The sequence below is a fragment of the Vibrio sp. RM-69-4 genome, assembly GCF_024743775.1.
Classification (GTDB): domain Bacteria; phylum Pseudomonadota; class Gammaproteobacteria; order Enterobacterales; family Vibrionaceae; genus Vibrio; species Vibrio anguillarum.
This window is the reverse complement of record NZ_JAMQXI010000076.1, coordinates 449887-474485: the sequence shown is the minus strand read 5'-3', so window position 1 is coordinate 474485 and position 24599 is coordinate 449887. Positions and strand designations below refer to the sequence as shown.

Annotated in this window: 11 protein-coding genes, 1 tRNA gene and 6 pseudogenes; 9 read left to right on the top strand and 9 right to left on the bottom strand. The window is 42.3% G+C overall.

What is annotated here, in order from left to right; translation table 11 throughout:
• The first annotated feature begins 11 nt into the window (after nt 1-11).
• Nucleotides 12-102, top strand: a tRNA-Ser gene (locus NB504_RS14410).
• A 225-nt stretch (nt 103-327) separates the two neighbouring features.
• Nucleotides 328-555, top strand: coding sequence for a hypothetical protein (locus NB504_RS14405; RefSeq protein WP_026028272.1), 228 nt, complete (start codon nt 328-330; stop codon nt 553-555).
• 74 nt (nt 556-629) lie between these two features.
• On the opposite strand, the pseudogene NB504_RS14400 reads toward NB504_RS14405, so the two are convergent.
• Nucleotides 630-2267, bottom strand: a pseudogene (locus NB504_RS14400) (DNA topoisomerase III); the annotation flags it as partial.
• A 1036-nt stretch (nt 2268-3303) separates the two neighbouring features.
• Between NB504_RS14400 and NB504_RS18520 the strand changes: the two are divergent.
• Together NB504_RS18520 and NB504_RS14395 are read left to right on the top strand one after the other, a co-directional pair.
• Nucleotides 3304-4053, top strand: a complete 750-nt coding sequence (locus tag NB504_RS18520) for an ester cyclase (RefSeq protein WP_405054816.1) — start codon at nt 3304-3306, stop codon at nt 4051-4053.
• A gap of 119 nt (nt 4054-4172) precedes the next feature.
• Nucleotides 4173-4286: pseudogene (locus tag NB504_RS14395) on the top strand (IS5/IS1182 family transposase); the annotation flags it as partial.
• 28 nt (nt 4287-4314) lie between these two features.
• Here NB504_RS14395 and NB504_RS14390 read toward each other — a convergent pair.
• Nucleotides 4315-5274 (bottom strand): annotated as a pseudogene (locus NB504_RS14390) (IS30 family transposase).
• Nucleotides 5275-5448: 174 nt separating this feature from the next.
• On the opposite strand from NB504_RS14390, the pseudogene NB504_RS14385 reads away from it, so the two are divergent.
• Nucleotides 5449-5658: pseudogene (locus NB504_RS14385) on the top strand (IS5/IS1182 family transposase); the annotation flags it as partial.
• Nucleotides 5659-5724: 66 nt separating this feature from the next.
• A pseudogene (locus NB504_RS14380) lies at nt 5725-5870 on the top strand (IS3 family transposase); the annotation flags it as partial.
• 13 nt (nt 5871-5883) lie between these two features.
• On the opposite strand, the pseudogene NB504_RS14375 reads toward NB504_RS14380, so the two are convergent.
• A pseudogene (locus NB504_RS14375) lies at nt 5884-6412 on the bottom strand (transposase); the annotation flags it as partial.
• Nucleotides 6413-6907: 495 nt separating this feature from the next.
• Here NB504_RS14375 and NB504_RS14370 point away from each other — a divergent pair.
• From NB504_RS14370 to NB504_RS14360, 3 genes are all read left to right on the top strand, one after another.
• Nucleotides 6908-10714: an amino acid adenylation domain-containing protein gene (locus NB504_RS14370; RefSeq protein WP_258429134.1), complete on the top strand. Its 3807-nt coding sequence runs from the start codon at nt 6908-6910 to the stop codon at nt 10712-10714.
• Nucleotides 10715-11002: 288 nt separating this feature from the next.
• The gene (locus NB504_RS14365) at nt 11003-11896 is read left to right on the top strand and encodes a hypothetical protein (protein WP_189017133.1); all 894 of its coding nucleotides are present in this window, start codon (nt 11003-11005) and stop codon (nt 11894-11896) included.
• A gap of 15 nt (nt 11897-11911) precedes the next feature.
• Nucleotides 11912-12793: a DMT family transporter gene (locus NB504_RS14360; RefSeq protein ID WP_258429133.1), complete on the top strand. Its 882-nt coding sequence runs from the start codon at nt 11912-11914 to the stop codon at nt 12791-12793.
• A 456-nt stretch (nt 12794-13249) separates the two neighbouring features.
• Here NB504_RS14360 and NB504_RS14350 read toward each other — a convergent pair whose 3' ends face one another.
• The 6 genes from NB504_RS14350 to NB504_RS14325 are packed head-to-tail and all read right to left on the bottom strand — an operon-like array spanning nt 13250 to nt 24544.
• Nucleotides 13250-13963, bottom strand: a complete 714-nt coding sequence (locus NB504_RS14350) for a M48 family metallopeptidase (RefSeq protein ID WP_258429132.1) — start codon at nt 13961-13963, stop codon at nt 13250-13252.
• Complete coding sequence (locus NB504_RS14345) at nt 13963-17055, bottom strand: type I restriction endonuclease subunit R (protein WP_258429131.1); 3093 nt, start codon at nt 17053-17055, stop codon at nt 13963-13965. The genes NB504_RS14350 and NB504_RS14345 overlap by 1 nt, the downstream gene beginning before the upstream one ends.
• Nucleotides 17052-18947 (bottom strand): ATP-dependent helicase, encoded by a 1896-nt coding sequence (locus NB504_RS14340; RefSeq protein WP_258429130.1) that lies wholly within the window; start codon nt 18945-18947, stop codon nt 17052-17054. The genes NB504_RS14345 and NB504_RS14340 overlap by 4 nt, the downstream gene beginning before the upstream one ends.
• 1 nt (nt 18948) lies before the next feature.
• A complete protein-coding gene (locus tag NB504_RS14335) occupies nt 18949-20769 on the bottom strand; it encodes an ATP-dependent endonuclease (protein ID WP_258429129.1) in 1821 nt (606 codons plus the stop codon).
• Entirely contained in the window at nt 20766-22121 is a 1356-nt protein-coding gene (locus tag NB504_RS14330; protein ID WP_258429128.1) for a restriction endonuclease subunit S, read from the bottom strand. The genes NB504_RS14335 and NB504_RS14330 overlap by 4 nt, the downstream gene beginning before the upstream one ends.
• Nucleotides 22118-24544, bottom strand: a complete 2427-nt coding sequence (locus NB504_RS14325) for a type I restriction-modification system subunit M (RefSeq protein WP_258429127.1) — start codon at nt 24542-24544, stop codon at nt 22118-22120. Before NB504_RS14325 ends, NB504_RS14330 begins: the two co-directional genes overlap by 4 nt.
• Nucleotides 24545-24599 lie beyond the last annotated feature (55 nt).

The window sequence follows — 24599 nt, the reverse complement described above, 5'->3', positions numbered from 1 at the left end:
GCGCACCACACGGAGAGATGGCTGAGTGGTTTAAAGCACCGGTCTTGAAAACCGGCGATGGTTAATAGCTATCCTAGGGTTCAAATCCCTATCTCTCCGCCACTTTTAAGAAAAGCCGCTGTTTTTACAGCGGCTTTTTCGTATCTGATTAACATCATTTTCTCATACTGATATTTTATTCCACGCACCACTTGCCATTCATTAGATAAGTACCCTCTCCATTCATCACATACCAAAGGTGTATTTTTTAGAAACTGGCATCAAATATGCTTCCCATTATTCAACGGTTATGTCGTAATTAATGGCATGGTTAGAGAGGAGAAGTGTATGAGCCATCTCTATAAGATTGAATCCTACAGTGAAGAAGCGGTCAGCTCGATTGCCCAGTTTATCCGTTCTAAAGGTGGAAGATGCTGTATTGCTGGTTTTGCCGTGATAACAAGCCACCCTTTTCAAGAGCGCGAGGCGTGGCGTTTACTGCCACTTGTCGGCAAAGTGACTGACAATGTAACCGATTGGGATACCAGCCTTTTTTATCGAAAATGTGATAATTAGCTCGTCAGGTCGGTGAATATCTTACCTAATTCGCAGGCCTCTGCTTACTTAGCGACCGATTCTTTGATGTCATTTTATTGAGCCGAATTACGTTGATAACGAGTGGTTTTGCTGGATTTACGTATCTTACGTTTGAATGCAGGGCGCTCCACTTTAGGCAATGAGCGAAGCGACTCTGGCACTGCGCCCGATTTCGCCTGTTCCATGATCTGAATAATGCGCTCTTGCAGCACTTGCATAAAGGGTTGATACGCTTGCCCACGTTCAGCCATCGCTTGCAATTGATGCTCCCAATGGGCGGTCATATCAGGATAAGCTGATTCATTTGGCAGCGCATGAATTAAACCCCTTCCCGCTGGCGAGCTTAGAATCAGCTTACCTTGACGTGTTAAGAGTTGCCGCTTGAATAAAGTGTCAAGGATCCCCGCTCGCGTCGCTTCCGTACCCAAACCATCGGTTTCACGTAAGATTTTTTTCAGCTCTTTATCTTCAACATAGCGAGCAATTCCCGTCATCGCTTGTAGCAAAGTCGCTTCAGTAAAATGACGAGGAGGCTCGGTTTTTCGATCGTGAATCTCCCCTTCTCGACACGTCAGCACCGTCCCTTTACTCAGTGGTGGAACGGCATCGACTCCGTTCTCTTCTTCATCGACTTTGCCCAACAAACTCTTCCAACCGGTGTCAACCAGTTGTCGCCCTGACGCAACAAAAATGCCACCCGCAATATCAAACACCAGCTTGGCTTCGGCGCACACGGCGGCGGGATAAAATTGCATCAAGTATTGGCGCGCAATCAATTGGTATATTTTCATCTCATTTCCCGACAAGGCATTGACGGATGCCTGCTTTGGCGTGGGAATAATGGCATGGTGCGCGTCCACTTTCTTATCGTTCCATGCTTTAGATTTAAGGGCTAAGTTTGCGCCACTGACCGCCGTTAACAACTCTTTGGCGTTGCACGCGATAGCTTGAGTTACTGACGAAGCTTGAGCGTAATGTTCTTGTGGTAAGTAACGGCAATCTGAACGCGGATAGGTGATTAATTTATGCTTCTCATACAGAGATTGGCAAGTGTCTAACACTTGCTGGGCGCTCATTGCAAAGCGCTTCGCTGCATCAATTTGCAGTGCAGATAAGGAATAAGGTAACGGCGCGGCTTGCTTAGTTTGCTTTTGTTCGGCTTCAATCACTGTGGCGGGTTGCCCTGCGATGCGCTGTGCGACATTTTCCACCAACTTGCGGTTTAAGACTCGCCCTTCTTCATCTTGCCACGGCTGGCAAGCATCGCTGGGTTTCCAGCGCGCACGGATATCAAACGCCACTTGATCAGTTTGATAAGGGATTAACGCATGTAATGTAAAATAGTCTCGCGGGATGAAGTTTTCTATCTCCTCATCCCGACGTACCACAAGCCCTAGAATAGGAGTTTGTACCCGTCCAACTGACAAGACACCTTGATAGCCCGCTTTCTGCCCCAGCAAAGTATAAGCCCGTGACATATTCATGCCATACAACCAATCGGCTCTTGAACGCGCGAGCGCTGAAACCGATAAAGGGATGAATTCGCGGTTACTGCGCATCTGTTTCAGTGCACGCTGCACGGCTGGAAGGTTTAAATCGCTGATCAGTAGCCGCAATGCTTGCTCTTTTTTACTTTGGCTTACTTTGCAATAATCAATCACTTCATCAACTAATAGTTGCCCTTCGCGGTTACTATTACAACTAAATTTTCATGAAAATATTTAACTATTTGTTTATTAAGTACAATTTGTATTTTCATAAATCTTGTAGTTTTGAGTATTAAGTTATCGGGAAATGAAGCATAACGGTACGGTATTGGGCTTTAAGGATTAAATCTATCAGTTAGAGTGGAATGGCGTTTAGATACAACCTATTATCAATACTATTTTTAAGGCCAAACCAGTATAAGTCATGACTCAAATGACGTATTAGATACGCTAAAACTGTCACAAACTTTCAAAGCGTTTAGTGGTAATTCCGCCTGTTCAATATGCCGTAGTGTGAACTTATTGAATAGTATAATACCTAAATTGATGTACTATTCTTCTTGCTCGAAAAGCTTCCTTGTTCCCCAAAGCAATCCTTGTGTAGAACTAGGATTAATCGATGAATGATTAAGGAATATTATCCTAGAGTTATACAAATATTTAGTGGAAAAGTTGTATCATTCCTAACCTAACAATGAGAACTGCTTAACAGAGAAAATGCACTTCTTCATCAATCCAGAAGAAGAGTGAGCAGTATTGATTAAGACTTTGTTGTACCATGTACAGTTTGATGTTTTGTAAATAGGTTTAGGTTTGATACCACAATGGAAAATGAATGCAGCTGCTCACACTGCAGAATCTATACTGAATTCCATTGATTTACGCAAAAAGTCAAAAACTCTTTAAAGCAAGCTATTATGCCGAAATAAACGTCATTTAACCTACACATCTCTATCACATTTTAGAATTTAAATACTCTATATAAAAACGTATTCCGCCATTCAAATAGGCATATTATTTATAGTGGTATATTGAGTAAGGCTACTACACATAGATGACACAATAGTCTGTTAGAAAATAACGGAATAAAATAACCTTATTTAATTCGTGACTCTGAAAAAACCTTATAGAATCATCATTATTTCTGTGAAAAATGTAGTGGATGATAAGATCAAATAGTGGTATTTTTATTGCGAACAGAAGACATTATAGCTATATTTAATTTATAAATTTGATAATTATGAACTATAAAAACCAAAAGGTTATGTTGGCTAGAAATTTTATGTCACATGCATGGTTAGGCAATAACCACCACAACTTAAGTGGATTCTTGACGCCTCAAGTTTTAGTGCGGTCACCAGTCAGAGAAAGTGTTGGGTGCAATAATTTGTCTGATGTTTTTTCTATATGGTTTAGAGGCTTCCCCAATTTGTCATACAAAGAAAGAAAGCTTCAAGTAACCCGAGATAGGGTTATTATTGAGTGGGAGATCAACGGAAATCACTTGGGCCAATTTTTGGGCGTAGCAGCCACAGGCAAGCGAATTAATTGTTCAGGCACCACATCGTTAGTTATATTTGATCAACTAATTCATTCATATAGTACTGATGTGAATATTTCTTTATTTTTGAAGCAATTATCTACCCATCAGTATACTACAGATAATACGGCAGGAGATAACATGCGTCTAGCTGTGAATAGACGATTAAGCCTTAGCCTAACAAACAGACAGATAGACTGTCTCTCGCTCTTATGCTTAAGATGTGATAGAGAAACAATTTCTTCGGCACTAAATATAAAATACTGTACGTTCAGAACTCATGTGGATAGAATATTACCTCTTATTGGTTTAACATCGAGAAAAGATGTTTTTGATTGGGCCTTATCCTTTCATATTTTAGATCTATTAATAAACATCGGCTTAGAAAAAATACATTCACAATTACACAATCAGAAAACTTATATCAAACTGTCAGGGTCTTCCTTCTAGGAGGGATAGATAGCTCAGTATCAAGTTTGAAGTGCTATGAGGCTTTGTTGCGTAATTCGAGGGAACTAAATCAGAAACTTACGATCTGATCGGCTAAGTAAGTGAATTATCCTAGTCTCATACCGAAACCTCGCTACAAAACAACGAATTGGAAACAGTACAACAAAGCCTTAATCAACCGTGGTTCACTCACTTTCTGGATTGATGAAGAGGCCATTCGCCAGTGGAAGCAGACTTAGTATCAAGTTTGAAGTGCAACGATCAGCGATAATATCCAACAAAACATTCCTCCGGAGTTTGAAAGCCCAGACGAGCTCTGGGTCTGCTGTTAAGTTTGTGGGCAATCGCGTTGCACTTTGCTTGAGTGAGCGTCGCCATTGAGGTGCCTTTGGGGAGATATTGTCGGATAAGTCCGTTGGTATTTTCATTGGTTCCTCGCTCCCAAGAGTGGTGTGGGTTAGCAAAATAAAATCGAGTATCGGTGGCGGCTTCAATAAGCTCATATTGGTTAAACTCGGTACCATTGTCTGCAGTAATCGTGGTAAATAAGCCATCAAATCGTCCCATGATTTGAATGGTTCGACGGTTAAGAGATGCGGTTGTTCGGTCATCCCTTTGCCCAATCAGGGTGTAGCCGGTCATGCGCTCAACGAGTGTCACGATGCAGTGCTTAGAGCCTTTGCCCATGACAGTATCAATTTCCCAGTGTCCACGCGTTTTACGTGTTTCGACACTTTTAGGACGCTCAGAGATATGTCGTTTATTGGCGAGCCTTCCGCGACTATCGTAGGCAGCGTAACGCTTGCGCCGCTGTTTGGTTGATTGTCGTAGGTGCTTCCAAAGCGTGCCTCCATTGGCTTTATCTCGCCAGATGTACTGATAAATGGACTCATGGCTAATGGTCGGCTGTTTATATCGTTTCATTCTTCCGACCACTTGAGCAGGGCTCCAGTCTTTTTTAATAAAGTGCTCGACTTAGTTATATTGCTGCTGAGTAATGCGCTGATTACGCCGAGATTTACTTCGTCTTGTCCGAGTGCGTTGGTCGGCTTTGAAAACCCGGTAGGCGCCATCGTAAGCACAACGGTTGCGAGCAATTTCGCGAGAAATCGTACTCTTATGTCACCCAGTGAGTTTGGCGATATGGGTATAGCTTAGACCTTGCTTTTTATAAGTAGCGATTGTATATCTCTCACCCTCGGTGAGCTGTTTATAAGTCATTCTTTTTCACTTCTTGGCGGGAGGAAAAATAGGGATTATGACGGCTCACCGTTTTATTTTTTAGTGTTGCACTTAGTATATGAATCCAAGAGAGTAAACAAGATAAACGTGGTAGACCTCGTCAGTTCAGCGACTTAGCTATTACCACTGCGCTTATGGTGAAATGACACAAGGGGTTGCCAGAAGCTTTGCGGCTCCAACAATAAGTGGAAAAAGCGGTACGGCTATCATAAACGCTCACTATCAGAGACGGCAATTTATCGAGTGAAGCAGTTGTTAGGTGGGCGGTTAAGTCTGAGAAACTACAATGCTCAGGTTGGTGAAACTTACGCCATGATTAAGCTTACAGGGCTTGGTATGCCTGAAACACAGTGTGTTATATAGGAATTACTCAATTGAAAGTACTTTGGTTCTCTGACCGCATTACACAACAAAGTCGTGCAACGATCAGCGATTCAATACGAACTAATAATGACCAGAGATGAGATTCGCCAAACAGTCTCGAGTATATAGCGGTTGATTACATTCGGACGAAAAGGCTCAATGCTATTGAGTACCTAAGCCCAGTTAACTTTGAACAGCAAAATGTCGCTTAATGAGGTGTCCAGTCTGAGTAGAGCGGACAAAATTGCGAGGATGACATTGCTCGCAGAAGGCTGCAACTTCTCCTTGTAGAATGAGTGGTGTGGCTCGTTTGATGTTAATGCCTTCGTAGCACAACCTTGTATCATAAGCACCATCATCACCAGGCTTATCTAGGATTCTTCGGTGAATTTGTTTGAGCAAATTGGGGAGCTCTTCATCGTCGCTCACATTCGATAAACTTAACTTAGCAGCAATGATTTCATGCGTGTATGTATCGATATCTAAATGTAACCTTCTCAAGACACGGCGCTTCCCGCCATTAACATGCTTTTTACCATCCATCAGCCCTAACTGAAGATTTTTAGCCCTATCGCATCAATGACCAAATGCTGAATTGTCCCTTTAGTTTTTGTCTTGAACGTGACGTTGACCGGTACTCCCCTGCTTGATTTGCTTCCATAGTTGAACGGCCTCTTCATCAATCCAAAATATCAATGGACCGCGATTGGTTATAGTGTTTCCAATTGGTTGTTTTGTAACGAGGCTTGTTCATTGGTCTAAGTATTTGAGTGGACTTAGCTGATCAGATCGTAGGTTAATGATTTAGTTCCCTGATTTAGGAAACAAAGCCTTTTTGAAGGCTCAACTCTCGGAAAGATTTCTCACATTTTGTTTTTTCGCTTTTTCTATCAGGTAACTCGACTCACTCTGTTGAATTATCAAACTTCACTTTAATGATCTTTGTAACAAAAAACGCTCATTTTCATATCCTTTGTAGTCATTTTTTGACGACACTAACATACACGTAACGTGATATTCTCTAATACGAAAAACTTATATGACATGCAGCATGTATGCCTTAAAAGACATTTAATTAAATTTTGACGTAGGAAAAGAAATTACCGTGAATGAATACTAGAAAGTACGAATAAACGTACATTACTCTCTCTAACATTACCGTTATTTATTCTAATTTCCTTAGAAACAACATCACAGTCTTATAAGATATTTTGTTACTAAGGATACATTTTTATTGAGTCTTTAATTAATGAAAAAAAATCCAAGAGATTTGTTATCAATGTTCATAGAACAAGCTGTGGCTAACCCAAATCGCACTGTGGTAAAAAAAAATGAGTTTAGTTATACATACAAAGATATCGCTTTGGGTGCCTGGTTAGTTTCAGATCTTGTCAATCATTCATTGGAAAATGCAGGTCAGTATATTGGTATATATACTGACCAAGATGAAAGTATGTATTACGGGATATTTGGAGCCTTATTTTCTAACATGGGATACATTCCTCTTTCTCCAGAATACCCTGATGATAGAATAGAATATATGCTTTCCAATTCGGGGGTGAAAGTCATTTTCACTAAACAGAAATATGCAGATAAGCTTAGGGACTTCGTCCATAACGACGCTCACATCATTACTTTAGAACAGCTCGCGTTCAGTTCATCTGAGGACTTCGACTTTGAATACATCACTCAAATTCAAAGGTGCGAGAGTTCACCTGCCTATATGATCTATACATCAGGAAGTACTGGTAAACCAAAGGGCGTTGCTATCAATAATCGAAATATCACAAATCAGATGCAGTGGGTGTCAGAAGAGCTGAATTTTGACCAATGCAAAACCATTTTGCAAAAAACTCCGATGAGCTTCGATGCTGCTCAGTGGGAAATACTCGCCATATGTTGTGGGACCACCGTTGTACTTGGTGACGCAGACTTGTATAAGAACCCAACAAAAATCATTGCTGAAATCAAGAAACACAATATTACATCAATTCAGTGTGTTCCAACTCTATTAAAAGCATTGCTGACATATCGCGAAATATCCTCATGTGATAGTTTGATAGAAGTATTTTGTGGAGGAGAAGCACTAACCAAAAAACTTGCTTTAGAATTCAAAAAGCACCTTCGCACTAGACGTCTTGTTAATCTTTATGGCCCAACTGAATGTACAATTAATGCCTCCTTTCTAGATGTCGACCTTAATTGTCTTGAAGACTATCCAGACGTTATTCCAATCGGTATACCCGTCAAAAATACCGAAATATTTATCCTCAATGATTTCGGTGAACCAGTTATGGACAATGAGGTTGGAGAAATCTGCATCAGCGGACCTCAGCTATCGCCAGGTTATTACAATAATGAACTAGCAACTGCCGATAAATTCATATTTACTCAGAAGTTGTATGGTAAATCTGAACAGTTAATTTATAAAACAGGGGATCTCGGTTACTATGGAGAAAATGGCCATATTAATTTTGTATCGAGGAAAGATAATCAAGTTAAGGTTAGAGGTTATCGCATTGAGCTAGACGAAGTGAAGGTGGCTATCGAAAGTCACGATTGGGTTAAATATGCGGGAGTTATTGTTGCTGAAAATGCTCGCACTGAAAATAAAGAAATATTGGCCTATGTAGAATTAAACCCAAGAGAGGCAGCTCTCATGGATCAAGGTCTTGACCAAAGCCATCACGTGTCAAAAAACAGCAAAAAACAAGTCAAGGCACAATTGTCCAACCTTGGCGTGAGAGCCTTTTCAGCAAGTACGCTGAGAGTCAAGCTACCCGGTAAATCGGAAACCAAGTCGCAATCTTGCAAAGCATTTGCAAGGAAAACATACAGAAGCTTTAAAGGCGATAAACTGAATTTAAATGACTTAATAACGTTAGTTTCCCACAAAGATCATACTCAAAGCAACTCAAAATTCAATGGAACCGTTGAAGAACTAGGTTCAATAATGAGAATGTTTGGTCAGTTCCATAGCAAGGAAAGGCTGTTACCTAAGTATTCGTATGCATCCCCAGGCGCACTTTATGCGGTACAAATCTACGTTGAGTTGGCAGGCATATCTGGCATTGCGGATGGCATCTATTATTACACACCAACTGACCACACGTTCGTTCAGGTGGATACGACTACAGGACACAATCAGATAAAAGTTCATTTAGTTGGAATCCACTCAGCCATTTCCTGTGTGTACCAAAACAACGTCGTTGAAGTATTGGAAATGGAAGCTGGGCATATTATTGGCATGTTTGATGATGTCTTAAATAACTATGGCCTACACGCATCAACGCTCTATCGATCAAATGCACTTGCCAATGGGGTGATGAACAATAGTGGTTCGTTATACTTGACATCTTTCGATATAATTGCTGGTCAACACAGCATGACCGACTCACCTGTAGAGACGTATATTCAAGCTAATAACTCTAAAATTGCACAGCTTACCTCAGGCACATACCTCTGTACGAATGGTGACATAGCGTTTATCTGCGAAAAAAGCATTCGTAAAAAAGACGTCATCGCCATTAACCAGAGTGTCTACAGCGAATCTCACTTCGGTGTATCTTTAGTTGTACCCGAAGAAAATAGATGGGATGCATATATATGGTTAGGCCGAGAGCTACAAAGGCTACAGTTGAACGAGCTAGGTATAGGCTTGATGTCTTCTGGCTATAGTTCGAAAACAGGTCACGACCTCCCATCTTGCTCAAGAATGAAAGACATACTTAGCCATAAAAATAAATCTGTAGGTGCATTTTATTTCGCCATTGGTGGTCCTGTCACTAAAGAACAAATTCGTTCACAAGGTATGAAAGAAGATCTTATCCACTCAAGGGGGCCAACAGAGATTCTTAGAGACGATCTAAAAAGAACGTTACCGATACATATGATTCCGAATAAGATTACGGTGTTACACAAAATGCCGCAAACATCGAATGGAAAAGTAGATAATAATCAACTCAAACAACTTGCTCATCAAGAAGAAAAAAATAACATCGCGGTGGTTATTCAACCTGAGAATGATATACAGAAAAATCTCGCACGTATTTGGTCATCCATTTTGGAATATAGCAATGTATCCATAGACGACGAGTTTTTTGCATCTGGTGGTGATTCACTTAGCGGAGTCATGTTGATATCTGAGATTAATCAAACAATGAATGTATCTTTACCTCTTCAAGTTCTGTTTGATCGTTGTAGCATCAAAAAACTTGAACAACATATTGTAAGTGAGAGTGAAATAACGAAACAACGAGTTCTGCAATTAAACAACCGAAAAGGAGACAAGAACATATTCTGCTGGCCAGGTTTAGGTGGCTACCCAATGGGATTAAAAAATTTAGCAGAAAGTGTTTCTGATAATTTTTATGGCATTCAAGCATACGGAATTAATGAGAACGAATTGCCCTATTCAACTATCGAGGAAATGGCAGCAGAAGACGTTAAAGCGATTAAATCGGTGCAGAATACAGGCCCATATTATCTCTGGGGATACTCTTTTGGTGCTAGAGTAGCATTCGAGACCGCCTACCAATTAGAACAACAAGGAGATGTAGTGAAGCAACTTGCACTCATTGCACCAGGATCACCAAAGCTTAACATCCAACCTCAAGTAAACGAGGTAGCATGTTACACAAATCAGAAATATGTAACGATATTATATTCTGTATTTTTTAGGAAAATTTCTGGGAGTGATCTTGAACAGTGTTTATTACAAGTAAACAGCAAAGATTCATTCATAAATTTTGTCAAAAGTCGCCTACCAGAAATAGATACCGGAACTATCGAGAGAATTGTTTCCATCGTTGAAGAAACTTATGACTTTAAGTATACATTTAAGGAATTGGAGAAAAGAATCATCAAGGCTGAAATTTCCATATTGAAGTCAATAGGTGACGATTACTCATTTGTCGATAGTAACCATCGTTATTATTCAATTACACCAAGTGTATTTAACTTAACGTACGATCATTATCAATCCTTATCCGTTGGGGGATCTAGAGAAATATCAGAAATCCTCTGCGAACCATCAATTATACAATATGCACAGTAGGAGATATTCATCATGCCACATGTATTGATTAAACACTTTCCCTCACACATCTCGAGGGAAGAAAAGGAGCGTATTGCAAATCAGATTTCCAACATAATTTCAACTGGATTTTCTTGCTCAAATGACGTCATCTCTATATCTATGTTGGATGTAGAGCAAGACCTCTGGGATAAAGAGGTTTACCAACCCGATATAAAAAATAGACAAGATATCCTAATTAAGGAACCTAACTATTAAATAAATAGCGTGGCTATAAAAAGTCACGCTATCTAACCTAAAGAGCGAACAATGAACGATATATCTTTTAGAAAAAGAAATACAATAAAACCAACCTTTACACAAGATGGCATTTTTTTTAATGGAAACTTCATTGAGAAATATGGAGAAATAGACCGTAGTACATTTCATGAAGATCCTCTTCACTACAAGAGGAAATTTGGTCTCATTGTCCCAGCAACTAATACGACAATGGAAAAGGAAATATGGAGCATCCTAATTAATAACTATGACGTTGAGTCCCTAGATGGCATAGGATTTCACACATCAAATGTCATTACACCTAGACCAGAAATAAAAAATCAGCAAGATATCGAGCGCTATAAAGCAAGCTTCTTAGCTGGACTGCAAAATGCGATTAATGTCGCCAAGCTTTCTGACCCCGAACACTTGATATTGGGTATGAGTCTAGAACATATATTGTATGGTATCGATGAAGTTTCAGCACCCGTTGACTATGCTATATCAACAACTGACCTCAACTGGTCAACCTGTCACCAAGCTATGGATTCAGCTCTAGAAAAATATCAGGCGAAAAATATTGGCATCATTACGCCGTTTGAAGCTCAAGGGAACATGTCGGCAAAAAAAATGTTTCATGACCTTGGTTACAATGTTGTCGCCGATGTTGGTCTAGCTTGTGGAAACACTCAGCATATTGCCCACATACCAGACAAACTTAAGCAGCATGCCATCTTGGAATTGCTAGATGCCAAAAACAACAACCTAGACGCTATAGTTCAATGTGGTACAAACATGAGCTTTGTAAAACTTGCAGAAAAGCTAGAACCCGATATTGGTATTCCATTACTGAGTATAAATGCAGTTGTACTCTGGCATGCTCTGAGAAGCAATGGAATTTTCGATAAGCTCAAAAACTCCAGCCGTATTTTTCGTGATCACTAACTAAAGGTTCTAATAATGAAAAACAAATTTTTTCTGCTAGCAATTATTGGATTAATTTGGGGCTCTCAGTTTATCTTTCAAAAAATAGCACTTAGTGTTTTTACGCCTCAACTGATTGGTGTTGGTCGAGCCGTGATTGGTTTCATAACACTATTTATTATCTGTAAAGTACTGAAAGTTAGGTCTAAGGGGAATATTCCTTGGTTGACATACATGCTCATAGGGTTATTAGAAGCATCAATACCTTTTACACTAGTTCCATGGGGACAACAGTACGTATCCTCTTCCATTGCTTCGGTGCTAATTGGTACTGTTCCATTTTTCGTCATCTTGTTTACCCCATTGTTAAGTGTAGGAAACAAAATTTCTCGCTCAAATATTCTAAGTGTCGTTGTTGGTTTTCTCGGTCTGCTCTCTCTATTTGCACCTGATATTATAAAGGGTAATAGCTCGTTAAGTATTTGGGGCCCTTTATCCATCCTTGCAGCATCAGCTTCATTCGGTGTTGCACTTATTCTACTATTTAAATGTGGATTAGAGCACCCACTCATTGTAGCAAGAAATGTCTTGGGCTCAGCGAGCATACAAATATTACTGATATACCTATTTACGGGTAGCAAAATACCACGTATTATTACTCTAGATTCGATACTATCTATTGTATACTTAGGTGTAATGTGTGCAGGAATAGTGTACTTTCTATATATGATCCTAATTTCCGAAGCTGGCCCAGTATTCTCCTCACTAACTAACTATCTAGTACCTACATTCGGAGTGCTGATCGGTTTTGTGTTTGCTGACGAACAAGTAGGCCCGAATACTTGGATTGCACTAGCGATGATACTAATCGCAGTGGCATTTAATCAGAAAAAAGCATCAATAAGGAAAGACCAGTAGAGGTTAAAGACTCTTAAAAAGCAATATTTTTGAAAAACACGATCAAAGCGGCTTGCATGGGAGAGCCTGCTTTGATCGTATGTATTTGTGATTTATAGAGATGGTTTCATTTTTCTTAGCCTAAGATAGAGCTTGTAATTTTGCACTTGAAACCTACCTTTCCTGAGTTGGTCGTACTGTGATATATCGTTTGACAATAGATGAAATCCGGTCTATCGGTGTAAACCTCTTTAACGAGCTGTGGAACCGTTTGCTTTGGCTTTCGAGAAAAGCGATTCCATTCAATCTATATAGCTTCGCCTACTTACGTAGTGTTGACCTAGAAATACCTCAGCGTCTACAAACGAGGCCTGCACTACCACATCCCTCATACATCTTTCCCCACTGCTGTTTTTACTGAATTTCCCTGCCCATAGACATCCTATATAGTTAAAAGGATGTCTATGAATCACACACTTAATAAATCCAGCTGTTGTGTGCTAAAGGCATTCGGTTTAACAAATCTCGACGCTCTCGCCAATCGGGAAGTAGCTTGTCCATATACCCTTTGAAGCGTTCATTGTGATTTCGCTCAAGCAAGTGCACCAATTCATGCACCAGGATGTACTCCAAACACTCCGGTGGCTTTTTAGCAAGTTCTAAATTAAGCCAAATGCGCTTTGTCTGAATATTGCAGCTCCCCCATTTGGTTTTCATTTTTTTGACTCCCCAATCGGCAGATGTAACGCCGATCTTGTCCTCCCAAACTGGCAATAACTCAGCGATTCGCGCTTTAAGTACGTATCGGTAATACGAACTCAGTATCAGAGCCTTGTTCTCAAGCGTTGTTGCGGTATTAGCATATAAATGCAACCGACCACGACCTAACTTGATTTCATGCTTTCCTGAACGCTCGATAAGATTCAGACGATAACGCCTGCCCCACAGGTAATGACATTCACCGCTAACCATTTCTCGATCAGATTGGCGAGGTTGTTTGGTAAAATCACTCTGCTGTTTCTTGATCCAAGGAATGCGACTGATCACTGCCATACGGATTGCGGTTTCTGTCATAGATTCCGGAGCAGAAACGCGCACACGCCCATCAGGTGGCAACACGCTGATATGGAGGTTTTTAATTGCCTTACGATTTAACTGGATCGTAATAGAACCAATTTCTATTCTAGGCATTAATGGTACTCTTTTTGCGCTTTTGCCAATTTCATTACACCCTGAATATCCACCTCATAACCATCCGTTTCTTCTCGCACAGCATTGGCAATTTCTCGCTCCTTGAAACGATCCCCTACCCAGTCCGCTTTTTTGGTATAGCGAATCGCCGTATCAATTTTTATGGCCAGTAGCTCATTCTGACCAAAGTTATCGTAAAACGCGCGTTTGGGATTGGTGTCCATCGATAGCGGATAGTTAGCCGCTGTCTGCTCCGGACGTATAACCTTACGAGATAGCTCACGGATTTTTTCCAGATACTCTTGATATTCAATCGCTTTTTGGCGACGAAGCTCGATCAGCTCATCCAATAACACCGACATTTGCTCGTAATACTTGGGGTTAACCGGGTTTTCATCAACGATGGTTTTACGCACGTTATTTTCGATGGTTTCGGCCATGGCTTCCTGATTCTTACGAATACTTTCAGGCAAAACCTCCACGGCATCAGCGCCTTTTTCAACGATAAGCTCAATTAGCCCTAGCTCTTCAAAATCCATCAGCACTTCGCTGTCATCCGCACGAATATACATATCTAACAAGTGGCGCATCGCAGGCTCAAAGCGTTTCATTTCTACCAAATCGCCACTGGCCAGTTTTACTTCGTCACGGACTTTTTCAAAATGAGCAACTTCTGCTCTTATCAAGTCTACATCTTGCGCAGAATAGCCTGCATCAGGCATTTCATTGGCGATATTGGCGAACGCACGCAGCAGTTTGGCAACGTTCTGATAAAGCGTTAAACGCAGTGCTTCTTTCTCGGTGAGCTCGTCTTGGTTCAGACCTGACTTACCACAAAAATAATAAATGTAGTCTTCCGTATTGCGTGGCGCTTTTACCGGCTCACACAAGGCGCGCACCATTTCCAGCGCATTATCCAAATCGAGCTTGGCTTGCTCTAAACGATCTTTCAGCAGCCCTGCAACGTCTTCCTTGTCATAACCATCAAATGCGCCTTGAGTATAATCAGAAATCGCTTTATCCAACGAGCGGAACAGATCTTTGTAATCAATGATGTAACCGTATTCTTTATCATCGCCATCCAAGCGGTTCACGCGGCAAATGGCCTGAAACAGATTGTGATCAGCCATCTGTTTGTCGATATACAAATAGGTAGCGGAAGGGGCGTCAAAGCCAGTCAGCAACTTATCGACCACGATGAGCAAACGCATTTGTCCTGGCTCATCAATAAATTGCTTTTTAACTTCTTTTTCAAACTCTTCAACCCGGTTTGCAGCCTTGTCCTCCGGTTGCTCGAAGTAATCCGCAAGCATTTTGCGGTAAATATCGTATTTAAAGAGCTTTTCCGTTAAACCCTCACCGGTTTCTTCCCCTTTAATGCTTGCAGCAGTCGGCTGAAAACTGGTGACAATAGCCACCTTACCGGCTAAATCTGTTTGGCTGAACATCTCATAGGCTTTACAAGCCTGATAGACGCTAGAGCAGACCAACATGGCATTGCCGTAGCCATCCATCAGGCGTGGCTTGGTGTCTATATCCAGCAAAATATCATTCACAATTTGCTGCAAACGCGATTTACTGGACAGCACCTTTTGCATGGTGCCCCATTTCTGCTTCAACTGGGTTTTCGCTAATCGGGATAAGCCGCGAGTTTTGGCCTCAAACCATTCATCTACCTTTTTCTGCGAAGTGACGTTTTGGTCGATGTCCCGCGCTTCATAGCGTAAATCGAGCACGACGCCATCGGCAACGGCTTCATCAAACTTATAGGTGTGAATGTAAGGGCCAAACACCTCAACCGATTTCTTTTTGTCTTTTTTCATCAGCGGCGTACCGGTGAAACCAACAAACATGGCTTCGGGCAGGATAGATTTCATCGCCTCGTGCAACTTGCCCGATTGAGTACGGTGACACTCGTCCACAAACACAAACACATCACCTTTGGCTTTAAAGTCCGATGGTAGGGATTTCTTTAACTCGGCAATAAATTCATCCGTTGCGGTATCGTTTTCCGAATCAGACTGCCGACCAAATTTATGTACTAAAGAGCACACCAACCAAGGGTTGGGTTGATTGAGCGTCGCCACCAAATCGGCACCGCTTTTGGTACGATAAATGTCTTCCTCAACACCGGTGAACACTTTTTCAATCTGTTCGTCCAGCTCTGTACGGTCAGTGACAATTAGCACGCGGGCGTCTTTGACATTTTCCCGTATCCACTTAGCCAACCAGACCATAGTTAAGCTTTTACCAGAACCTTGGGAGTGCCAAATAATACCACCTTCACACCGGGCAATATGGGGCTTGGCGGCTTCTATACCGAAGAATTGATTATGACGGCAGGTTTTTTTAATACCGGCATCAAAAACAATAAAATCGTGGATAATTTGCAGAAAGCGCGCTTTGTTGCACACGCGGCTCAGGTGAAAATCGAGCTTGTGACCATAAGGATTGGTAACCTCTTCCTTCCACTCAAGGTAGTGTTTTTCAGGGGTTTCAATGGTACCGTAACGCAGGCCTTGCGTGTCGTTACCCGCCATCACCAGTTGCATGGTAGTAAAGAAGTTACGGATAAAATCTTTCTTCTGATTATCGAGGTTCTGGCGAATACCTTCGGAAACCGACACAGAAGAGCGTTTCAGCTCAATTACACCAAGCGCGATACCATTGACATAAAGCACTATGTCTGGACGTTTTTTGTTCTCACCCTTGATAGAGACTTCTTCGGCAATGGCAAAATCGTTTGCTTCTGGGTTTTTCCAGTCAATCAACCACACGGTTTCATTAAGATGGCCAGCACCTTCTTTATCTTTCACGCCGTAACGCAGCAGGCGATAAACCTCTTTGTTGGCGTAATAGAGCTTTTTACCTTCGCCCAGCGCTGCTGCCGTATCCAATTGGCGAATAGCACGGTTGATCAACGCCTCGCTGACACCGCGCTTTTTTAGCCAATCAATCAGGATATTTACTTCTATATTTTTATTATTAGCGCGATCTTGCCAATCGCCTAAATAGCGATAGCCTAAGTCAGTTTGAAAAAACTGAACGATACGATTTTGGGTAGCGCGCTCGCGCTGGCCTACATTGCTCATGACTCTATTTCCGTAACAAAGCGAGACTTGCGCTGAAACTTCATATCTCCCCAAGGCATCATTCTTTGTCTAGGATAGGAGACATAGAGCCACCTCTTAGCTCTTGTGACAGCAACAAAAGCGTTATTCCTCTCTTCATCCAGTTCCTTTACAGTATTTGCTCTGTAGTCTGGAAAAACACCTTCACACATACCGATTAAAAATACGATATCCTTTTCCAACCCCTTCATAGTATGAACTGTGCTCAAAGTTAACCCGTCATCAAGGGCATTGTCGGAAAGCTGGCCAAGGGCCAATGCATTACGAAATGCAACCAAGGAATCCCCAAGCCCTTTTCGTTTGAAGCGCGTCCAAGTGCGATTGAATTCATCAAGCTCTTCCAGACTAAGCTTAACGTCTTCTGTTCTTTCGTCCGAAGCGCCATTATGATTTTCAACCAATGATGCAAGGAGAGCATTAAAATCTTTGACTAGCTTGGGAAGCTTTGGGTTATCGACATCAAGGTTATCAATCGCAGAAAGCAGTTTTTGAAATATCTCAGAATAGTCATCAGCGGATAATGCGATTTTCGCTGCCAAATTTTGTAATACATTTTTCGACCAATTATCCGGCTCAGAAATGCCCAACACCTGACACAATTTCTTCCCATCGACCCAATCTTTAGAGTTCAGTTTCACCCGTATGGCATAATCCAAAACCTTGCCAAATCGAGTTGATGGCTCAAGCTGTCTTTCACCCTTTCTTAGTGAATAAGGTATCGAATTATCCTGAAGACATTTTTCAAGCTTTGAAAAAACGAATCGATTACGGCCAATCACCACCATATTGCCAAGCGATATTTCGCCTTCGATTTCATCGTGAACTTTTAGATCCAAAAGATTCTTAATCGTGGCAACAATCGCTGCCGCTTCATTTTCTTCCGAATCGAACTCTGAAATCTTAATCCCGCCCTCTAACGCGTAATCCATTTCTGTCTGTGAGCCTGGCCGTAACTTGTTTGCCGCACGGATGACCGCCTTGGTACTGCGATAATTCTCCTTCAGCTCAAATTTTTGTGGCGTGAAATCTTCAACAAAATGAGTGCAAAGGTAGTCTTTTGATGATCCATTGAACCCATAAATCATTTGATTAGGGTCGCCAACCATCAAAACACTTTTTATCACATCACCACAAAGCACCTTGATGAACTCATACTGCGCCTTATTTAGGTCTTGCGCCTCATCAACGCAGACATGCTTATACTGTGACCGATATATTTTTGCGATCCAATCATGATCCAGCAGTATTCTGTGCGCACAAACCAAAATGTCGTCGTAGTCTATTCCGCCGCTACCAAGTAATGCCGCCTGATAATCTGTATATATTTTCCAAATATTGCTATTTGGGTATAACTCAGTAACTTCTGACTCTGTAAGCAGTTCTCGCTTAATCTTTGAGAAAAGATCCATATAAGATTGCAGATTTCGCTCTCTATTTTTTAACTCTTTTGAGTCAGAGATACTCAGGTAAGTATCTATATCAATACCATCTTCTCGCAACGAGTGCATAAAGACTTCCATACGGTCTTTATCTCGATCATATATATGTAACTCCGAAGGTAAGCCGACGGTATGACCATATTTCTCTAAAATGCGCTGTGCAATAGAATGAATCGTGGCAATCCAAACTCTCTCCTCCGCCTGCTCTGAATCAACTAAGCGTGCACCCATCTCATCGGCTGCCTTATTGGTGAAGGTAAGAGCGATTACCCCCTCTTTTTTCCTAGTCTGTAAAATATGTCTGATACGTTCTGTCAATACTCGTGTTTTTCCAGAACCAGCAGAGGCAAGCACTTGAATTGCTATATCCAAAGGAGCTTCAACTATCTGGCGCTGGGCATTCGATAAATTCATATCAGACTCCAGACTCAATTTGTTTGAATAACTCGACAACCTTCACTGGAAGTTGCTCTCTGGGCAACTTAGTCAGATTATCAGTAATAGCTTTTGCATAAAGTGGCTTACTTGAATCAAGAATATCCAGAATCGCTCTAACTCTCCCGTGCTCACCGGAATAATCTCTATTTACATCTTCAAAAATAGGTTGCTTACAAGTTATACAGTTTGGCTTATCTGTCTTAACTCGCTTTAGGAATGTACCTTTGCGCTTTTCAATCCATTTACCGATTGCATCATCATTTCCAGCAACTTGCTGAATAGTTTTTTCGATAAGATCTTGATAGCCTTGGCTCAACAGATAACCTTCAAAGTCAGTCCCATCAAGGATGGTGATATTGGGAGCTTTCTCGATATCCGTGGCACCAAAGACTTTTTCATAATTCTTTTTAAGTTCTTTAACAGTTTGTGCCTCACCATCACTAAAGATGAATACTGGTATATTGAGATCTTTCGCCAAAATAAGAAACGGGCGGTACTTAGCCCCAGAGCCATTAACTCCGACAAAATTTATTCCTAGTGAGAATGGGTGCTTGCCTGTGTAAGACTCAAACAATTCCGGCAGAGCTTGCTCCTCAGTTTCACCTTCGGATAAAACTATTGCTTTGGAGAACAAAAGTTCACCTCTTGAGTGAACGACTTCTCTTTTCAATTTCCGTAAATCGTCATCTTCAAATTCAGTTCTAAGCTGATATACCTGAACTGAATTCTCCGGCTTGTTTAAGTACTTAATTTCATGAAGTTCAGCCAAGCCCGCGATATAAGGCGAGTGAGTGCTAATAATCACCTGTCCAGGCACATCTATGAGCTGTCTGTATAATGTCCTTTGCGCATTCGGGTGCAAGTGAGCCTCAGGCTCTTCGGCGGCCATAATTGGGAAGAAAGGCTCTGCTTCCTCTTCGTGATTCTTGGCTAAGAGTTCGGTAAAGGCTTTAACAGTCAACATGGACGCCCAACTACGCGTACCCATACCGTGATATTCCATTGAGAATGAGCTTTTATCTGATTCGCCAAAATTCACACTAAATCGCTTTGACAGATCTCGAATCTTCTTTGGAAACGGAGTTAGCTCTGTTTGGCCAGAGCCTTCAAATGATTGATTGAGATTGTCCAGATGGGTCTTCAAGCGCTTCAGTGGCTCGCTCTTCTCGATTGCCTCTTTATTGACTTCGGCCACCATCCGCTCTAACTCGGCAACGTCGGTATCATCGTACTCAACGCTCGACAATACGCGCCCCACAAAAGAAGACTTTTCTTTCAATTCAGTATGAATATCTCGCTGAGCATCAATAGGAATAAAAGGTACAGACTCAAGTCGCTTGCCAAGCTTTTTCCTAAAGTTAATCTTTTCCCATCCAGTATATACAGGCCATGACTCCATCTCGTAACGCTCAATAATGTAGCCGCCTTTTACCCTATCAGGCTTAGCAATTGTCCTAATTGCCACATACTGTTTGCCGTCTGCTTCTGCCTGGATTTTTGCACCAAGCTCTTGCTGCCATTCCTCTGAAAACTCACTGGCTCTAGCTTTATCGGCAACGGGTATCAATCTAATATCGACAGTAATTGCTTCTTGGCGCTTACCATCTTCACTAATGTGGAAGTCTTCATCAGACAAATAGCGTGAGTAATCACCTATTGATAATTGCAATGCTTTGATAACCGATGTTTTGCCAGCATTGTTTTGTCCTAGCAGAACAGTGACTCTCGGCAAGGCTATTTCGATATTGGATATGCCCCGAAAACCGCATATCCGAACAATATCTATTTGAATACTCATCTGACTTCGCTCCCTTGTATCAACCGCGTTTTACCCGTCAGCAGCTCTTGCATCATTCCCTGTTTGATTTGGCGGGTTTTGCCAAGGCGTTGTTCTAATGCGTGAATCTCTGCATCCATATCGGACAGGATGGTGGCGATGGCGGTTTGTTCTTCTTTTGACGGAAATGCAAATTCAAACTTAGCCATATCACTACCATAAAGATGATAAACAGTTGAGCCTGTGACTAACTGCATAACCTGATCGCGTAAGACATTAACCAGATACGAAAAGAAAACACCATTTAGTTTTTGCTTATCAGATCGAATAATCAGGATATCACCACCGAGGGTTACTCCTGTTTCAGTTATACAGCTAGCTGTCGCTAAGCCATTTGGCGTTACATCCGATGTAGGCATAAGCACATCATTTTCTTGTGACGTTACAATCCCGACGTTTTTGGTTCTCGATATGACCCTGTCAATTTTTGGCCCATAAGTTGTAAATAATTGTCCATAATGGATACATTTTATTTTCCCACTTTCAGATAACTCACTTTTGGGCAGACCAGAACCTTTAAAGAATTTTGCCAAGTGACCAAGTCTCATTACCTCCCAATCCTCCGGTATTTCCCTCAGTTCAGTGGCCTTAGTCCCTTTTGGCGTGCCATCTTCGCTCAAAGCAAACTGCGGCAGGCGGGTGCGGCCGGTGAGGAGTTGTTGCATGGTGGCGGTTTTGATGGCCTGCTTTTTGGCGATCAGTTTTTCCAGCTCGCCGATCAGCGCATCGACATCGGATAGGGCATTGGCAATGGCGGTTTGTTCTGACTTTGGGGGTACTGGAATTTGAATGCTCTTTATGATCCCGCCACTTAGGTTCTTTTGCCCACCAGAATTACTCAGCTCGCGAATTTCTTCATACATTGAGTTTAGAATGTGCAGAACATAATGGCTCGAATTGACATCCTTCAATTCAATAGCTGCACAAGCTTGATTTATCGTCGCATCAATAGACAAGATTGCAGCTTTACCGCGAGTCTTGCCCTGCCCATACATTGCTAGAAGAATGGTTCCAGCTTTGCACCACTTTGTTGATGAGTTTTCTAGGCCTCTTTGAGTAATAAACTCCTTAGCAGTGCTAATTTCAGCACCATCAATCAGAGTAGTAGTAACCCACGGAATATCTCCATCCCAATATTCAGGGATCTTTCGGTTGGGCGTTCCACCGGAAAATACTGAGGATATTTCGCCAATACTTTTGACTTCCCAATCCTCTGGAATCATCCCTACCTCAGTCTGCTTATACTCCAGCGCAATGGCATTCGAAGCCATCTCTGCTAGATAATTTGGACTTACTTCAGCAATTCCACTCATAACCCCCACTCCAAGCCCATGGCTTTTAAGTGTCCCGACACTTTATCGCTGAGGTTTTCTACCGATTGGGTAAGTGCAGGAAGCGGCTCGCTATAGCGCTCTTCTAACTCTTTCACGCGATTAGCCAGTTGCTGGGTGACGCGCTCGATTTCGGCAACGATATTGCTTTCAAGCGTTGCCAGCCATTTGTCATCCACAATCAGAGATTTGATCTCATCGATGCTGAGTTTGGGGTATTGCTTAAACACCGCTAAATCGAGGGCTTCTTGCGCTTCTTTTAGGGCTTTTTTGGCCTCGGCCTCGGCATCAAAGAGCTTTTTGGCTTGTTTTAGCGCGGCTTTTTCATCCGAGTCGGTGGCGAGTTTCAAACGTGCTGTCACCGTGGCTTTGGTGACTTTATCTTTATCGTTCAGCGCATCGTTTAGTAAACCGTCTTCACCCGAGTTTTCTTCAAGGTAGGTTTCAAGCTCTTGGCTGGCGCTATCCAATAGCGATTGCAGCGTATCGACTTTGGCTTGTTCAGCAGCAAAAAAGCACGCCACGATTAACGCTGGCGGGATAAGTTCAGCTTTGTATTTGGCTTTGCCAATCACTAAATCGGGCGATTCTTTGAGCTTCTCACCTTTTTGGGCGACCAACTCACGCAGCACCTTGCCGGCTTGCCAGCCGTCTTGCACTAGCACGTACACATCGTCTTGCATTGACTCCGCCCAGTAATCCATCAGGATCTGGTAGATGTCGTATTTGCTGAGTAACGCCACGTTCGCGTAGCTATGCAATAAACTTTCACTGATTTCAAAAATAAGCGATTTGGGTTGATCGCCGATAGCGATTTCCCCTAACGCGATAGCTTCACTCCATGCATGAAAATGCTGCAAACTTTCTGTCGCGAAAGTTTTAAACTCCGCATGATTCAAAATGGTACCTTTTACTTCAGAGGCTTTAACCAAGGCTTTGCTGTAACCTTCACGGGCATGTTCAAACAAAGTCGCTCGAATACTGGGGAATACTTGCCAGAAGCACTCTAAGGCATCGATGTCGCGGTTTGGAATGCCGCCTTGCAGATGGGCACTTAAATCGTGCAGATCTTCCGGTTCGCTGGAGTCGATGTAACGCGGTATGTTGAGGTTGTAGTTGTTCACCTCATTTGCAATTTCGCTAAGCGGCACCATACGTGAGTAGCGTGGTAGCTCTAACTGCCTGTTGAAAACATCAACGACTTTGTGAATATCTTGGCTGCGCAGGCGGTTTTTATTCCCGTCTTTGGCAAAGCCTTTGCTGGCATCGACCATAAAAATGCCGCTGCGAGCGTTCGCGTGCTCTTTGTCGATGACAATAATACAAGCAGGAATGCCGGTGCCGTAAAACAGGTTAGCCGGTAAGCCAATAATGCCTTTGATATAACCTTGTTTAATCAGGTTTTCACGAATACGCGCCTCGGCATTGCCACGGAACAAAACACCATGAGGCAGAATGACTGCGCCTTTACCCGTACTTTTTAGGCTTTTAATGATGTGCAGCAAAAATGTGTAGTCGCCGTTTTTCTCCGGCGGAATGCCCCAACTGAAACGGCCAAATTCATCCTCTTTCGGGTTGATGCCGCTGGTCCAGTTTTTGTTGGAAAACGGCGGGTTGGCCACAGCAAAATCAAAGGCTTTTAACTGACCATTTGCCTCTTTCCACTGTGGGTCAGCAATGGTGTTGCCTTTCCAGATTTTAGCGGTGGCGTTGTTGTGCAGGATCATATTCATGCGTGCCAATGCACTGGTCGCGTTGTCCATCTCTTGGCCAAAAATACTCAAGCCACGGGGCGCTTCATCACTGGCTTTTAGCAATAGCGAGCCGGAACCACAGGTTGGGTCGTACACGGTGGCATCTTGCGAGGTATTGCTATCAATACCAATTACTTTAGAGAGGATGCGCGACACTTCCGAGGGCGTATAAAACTGGCCTTTGGATTTACCGGATTCGGTAGCAAAGTGGCGCATCAAGTATTCGTAGGCATCGCCCAACAAGTCATCGCCATCGGCACGATTATCGGCGAGGTTTAGCCCTTCAAAAATACCGACTAGCTTGCCCAGGCGGTCAACCATTTCTTTGCCCTTGCCAAGCTTGTCTTCATCGTTAAAGTCGGCAACGTCGATCACACCTTTGAGGTCGTTTTCTTCGGCCAGCGCACTAATGACTTTGTTGATTTTATCGCCGATCTCTTTGTCGCCTTTCAGGGCAACCATATCGTCAAAACTGGCTCCTTGTGGCACCACAATCATGCCGTAAGGGTCGCCTTTGTACTTATCAGAGACATACTTCATAAATAGCATGGTCAGCACATAGTCTTTGTACTGGCTGGCATCCATACCGCCACGAAGCTCGTCGCAGCTGGCCCAAAGGGAAGAGTAAAGTTCGGTTTTCTTAATGGCCATGGTTATTCCTAAGTACTTATTCGGTTTGCGTTATCGGCAATGACTTTCCGATACG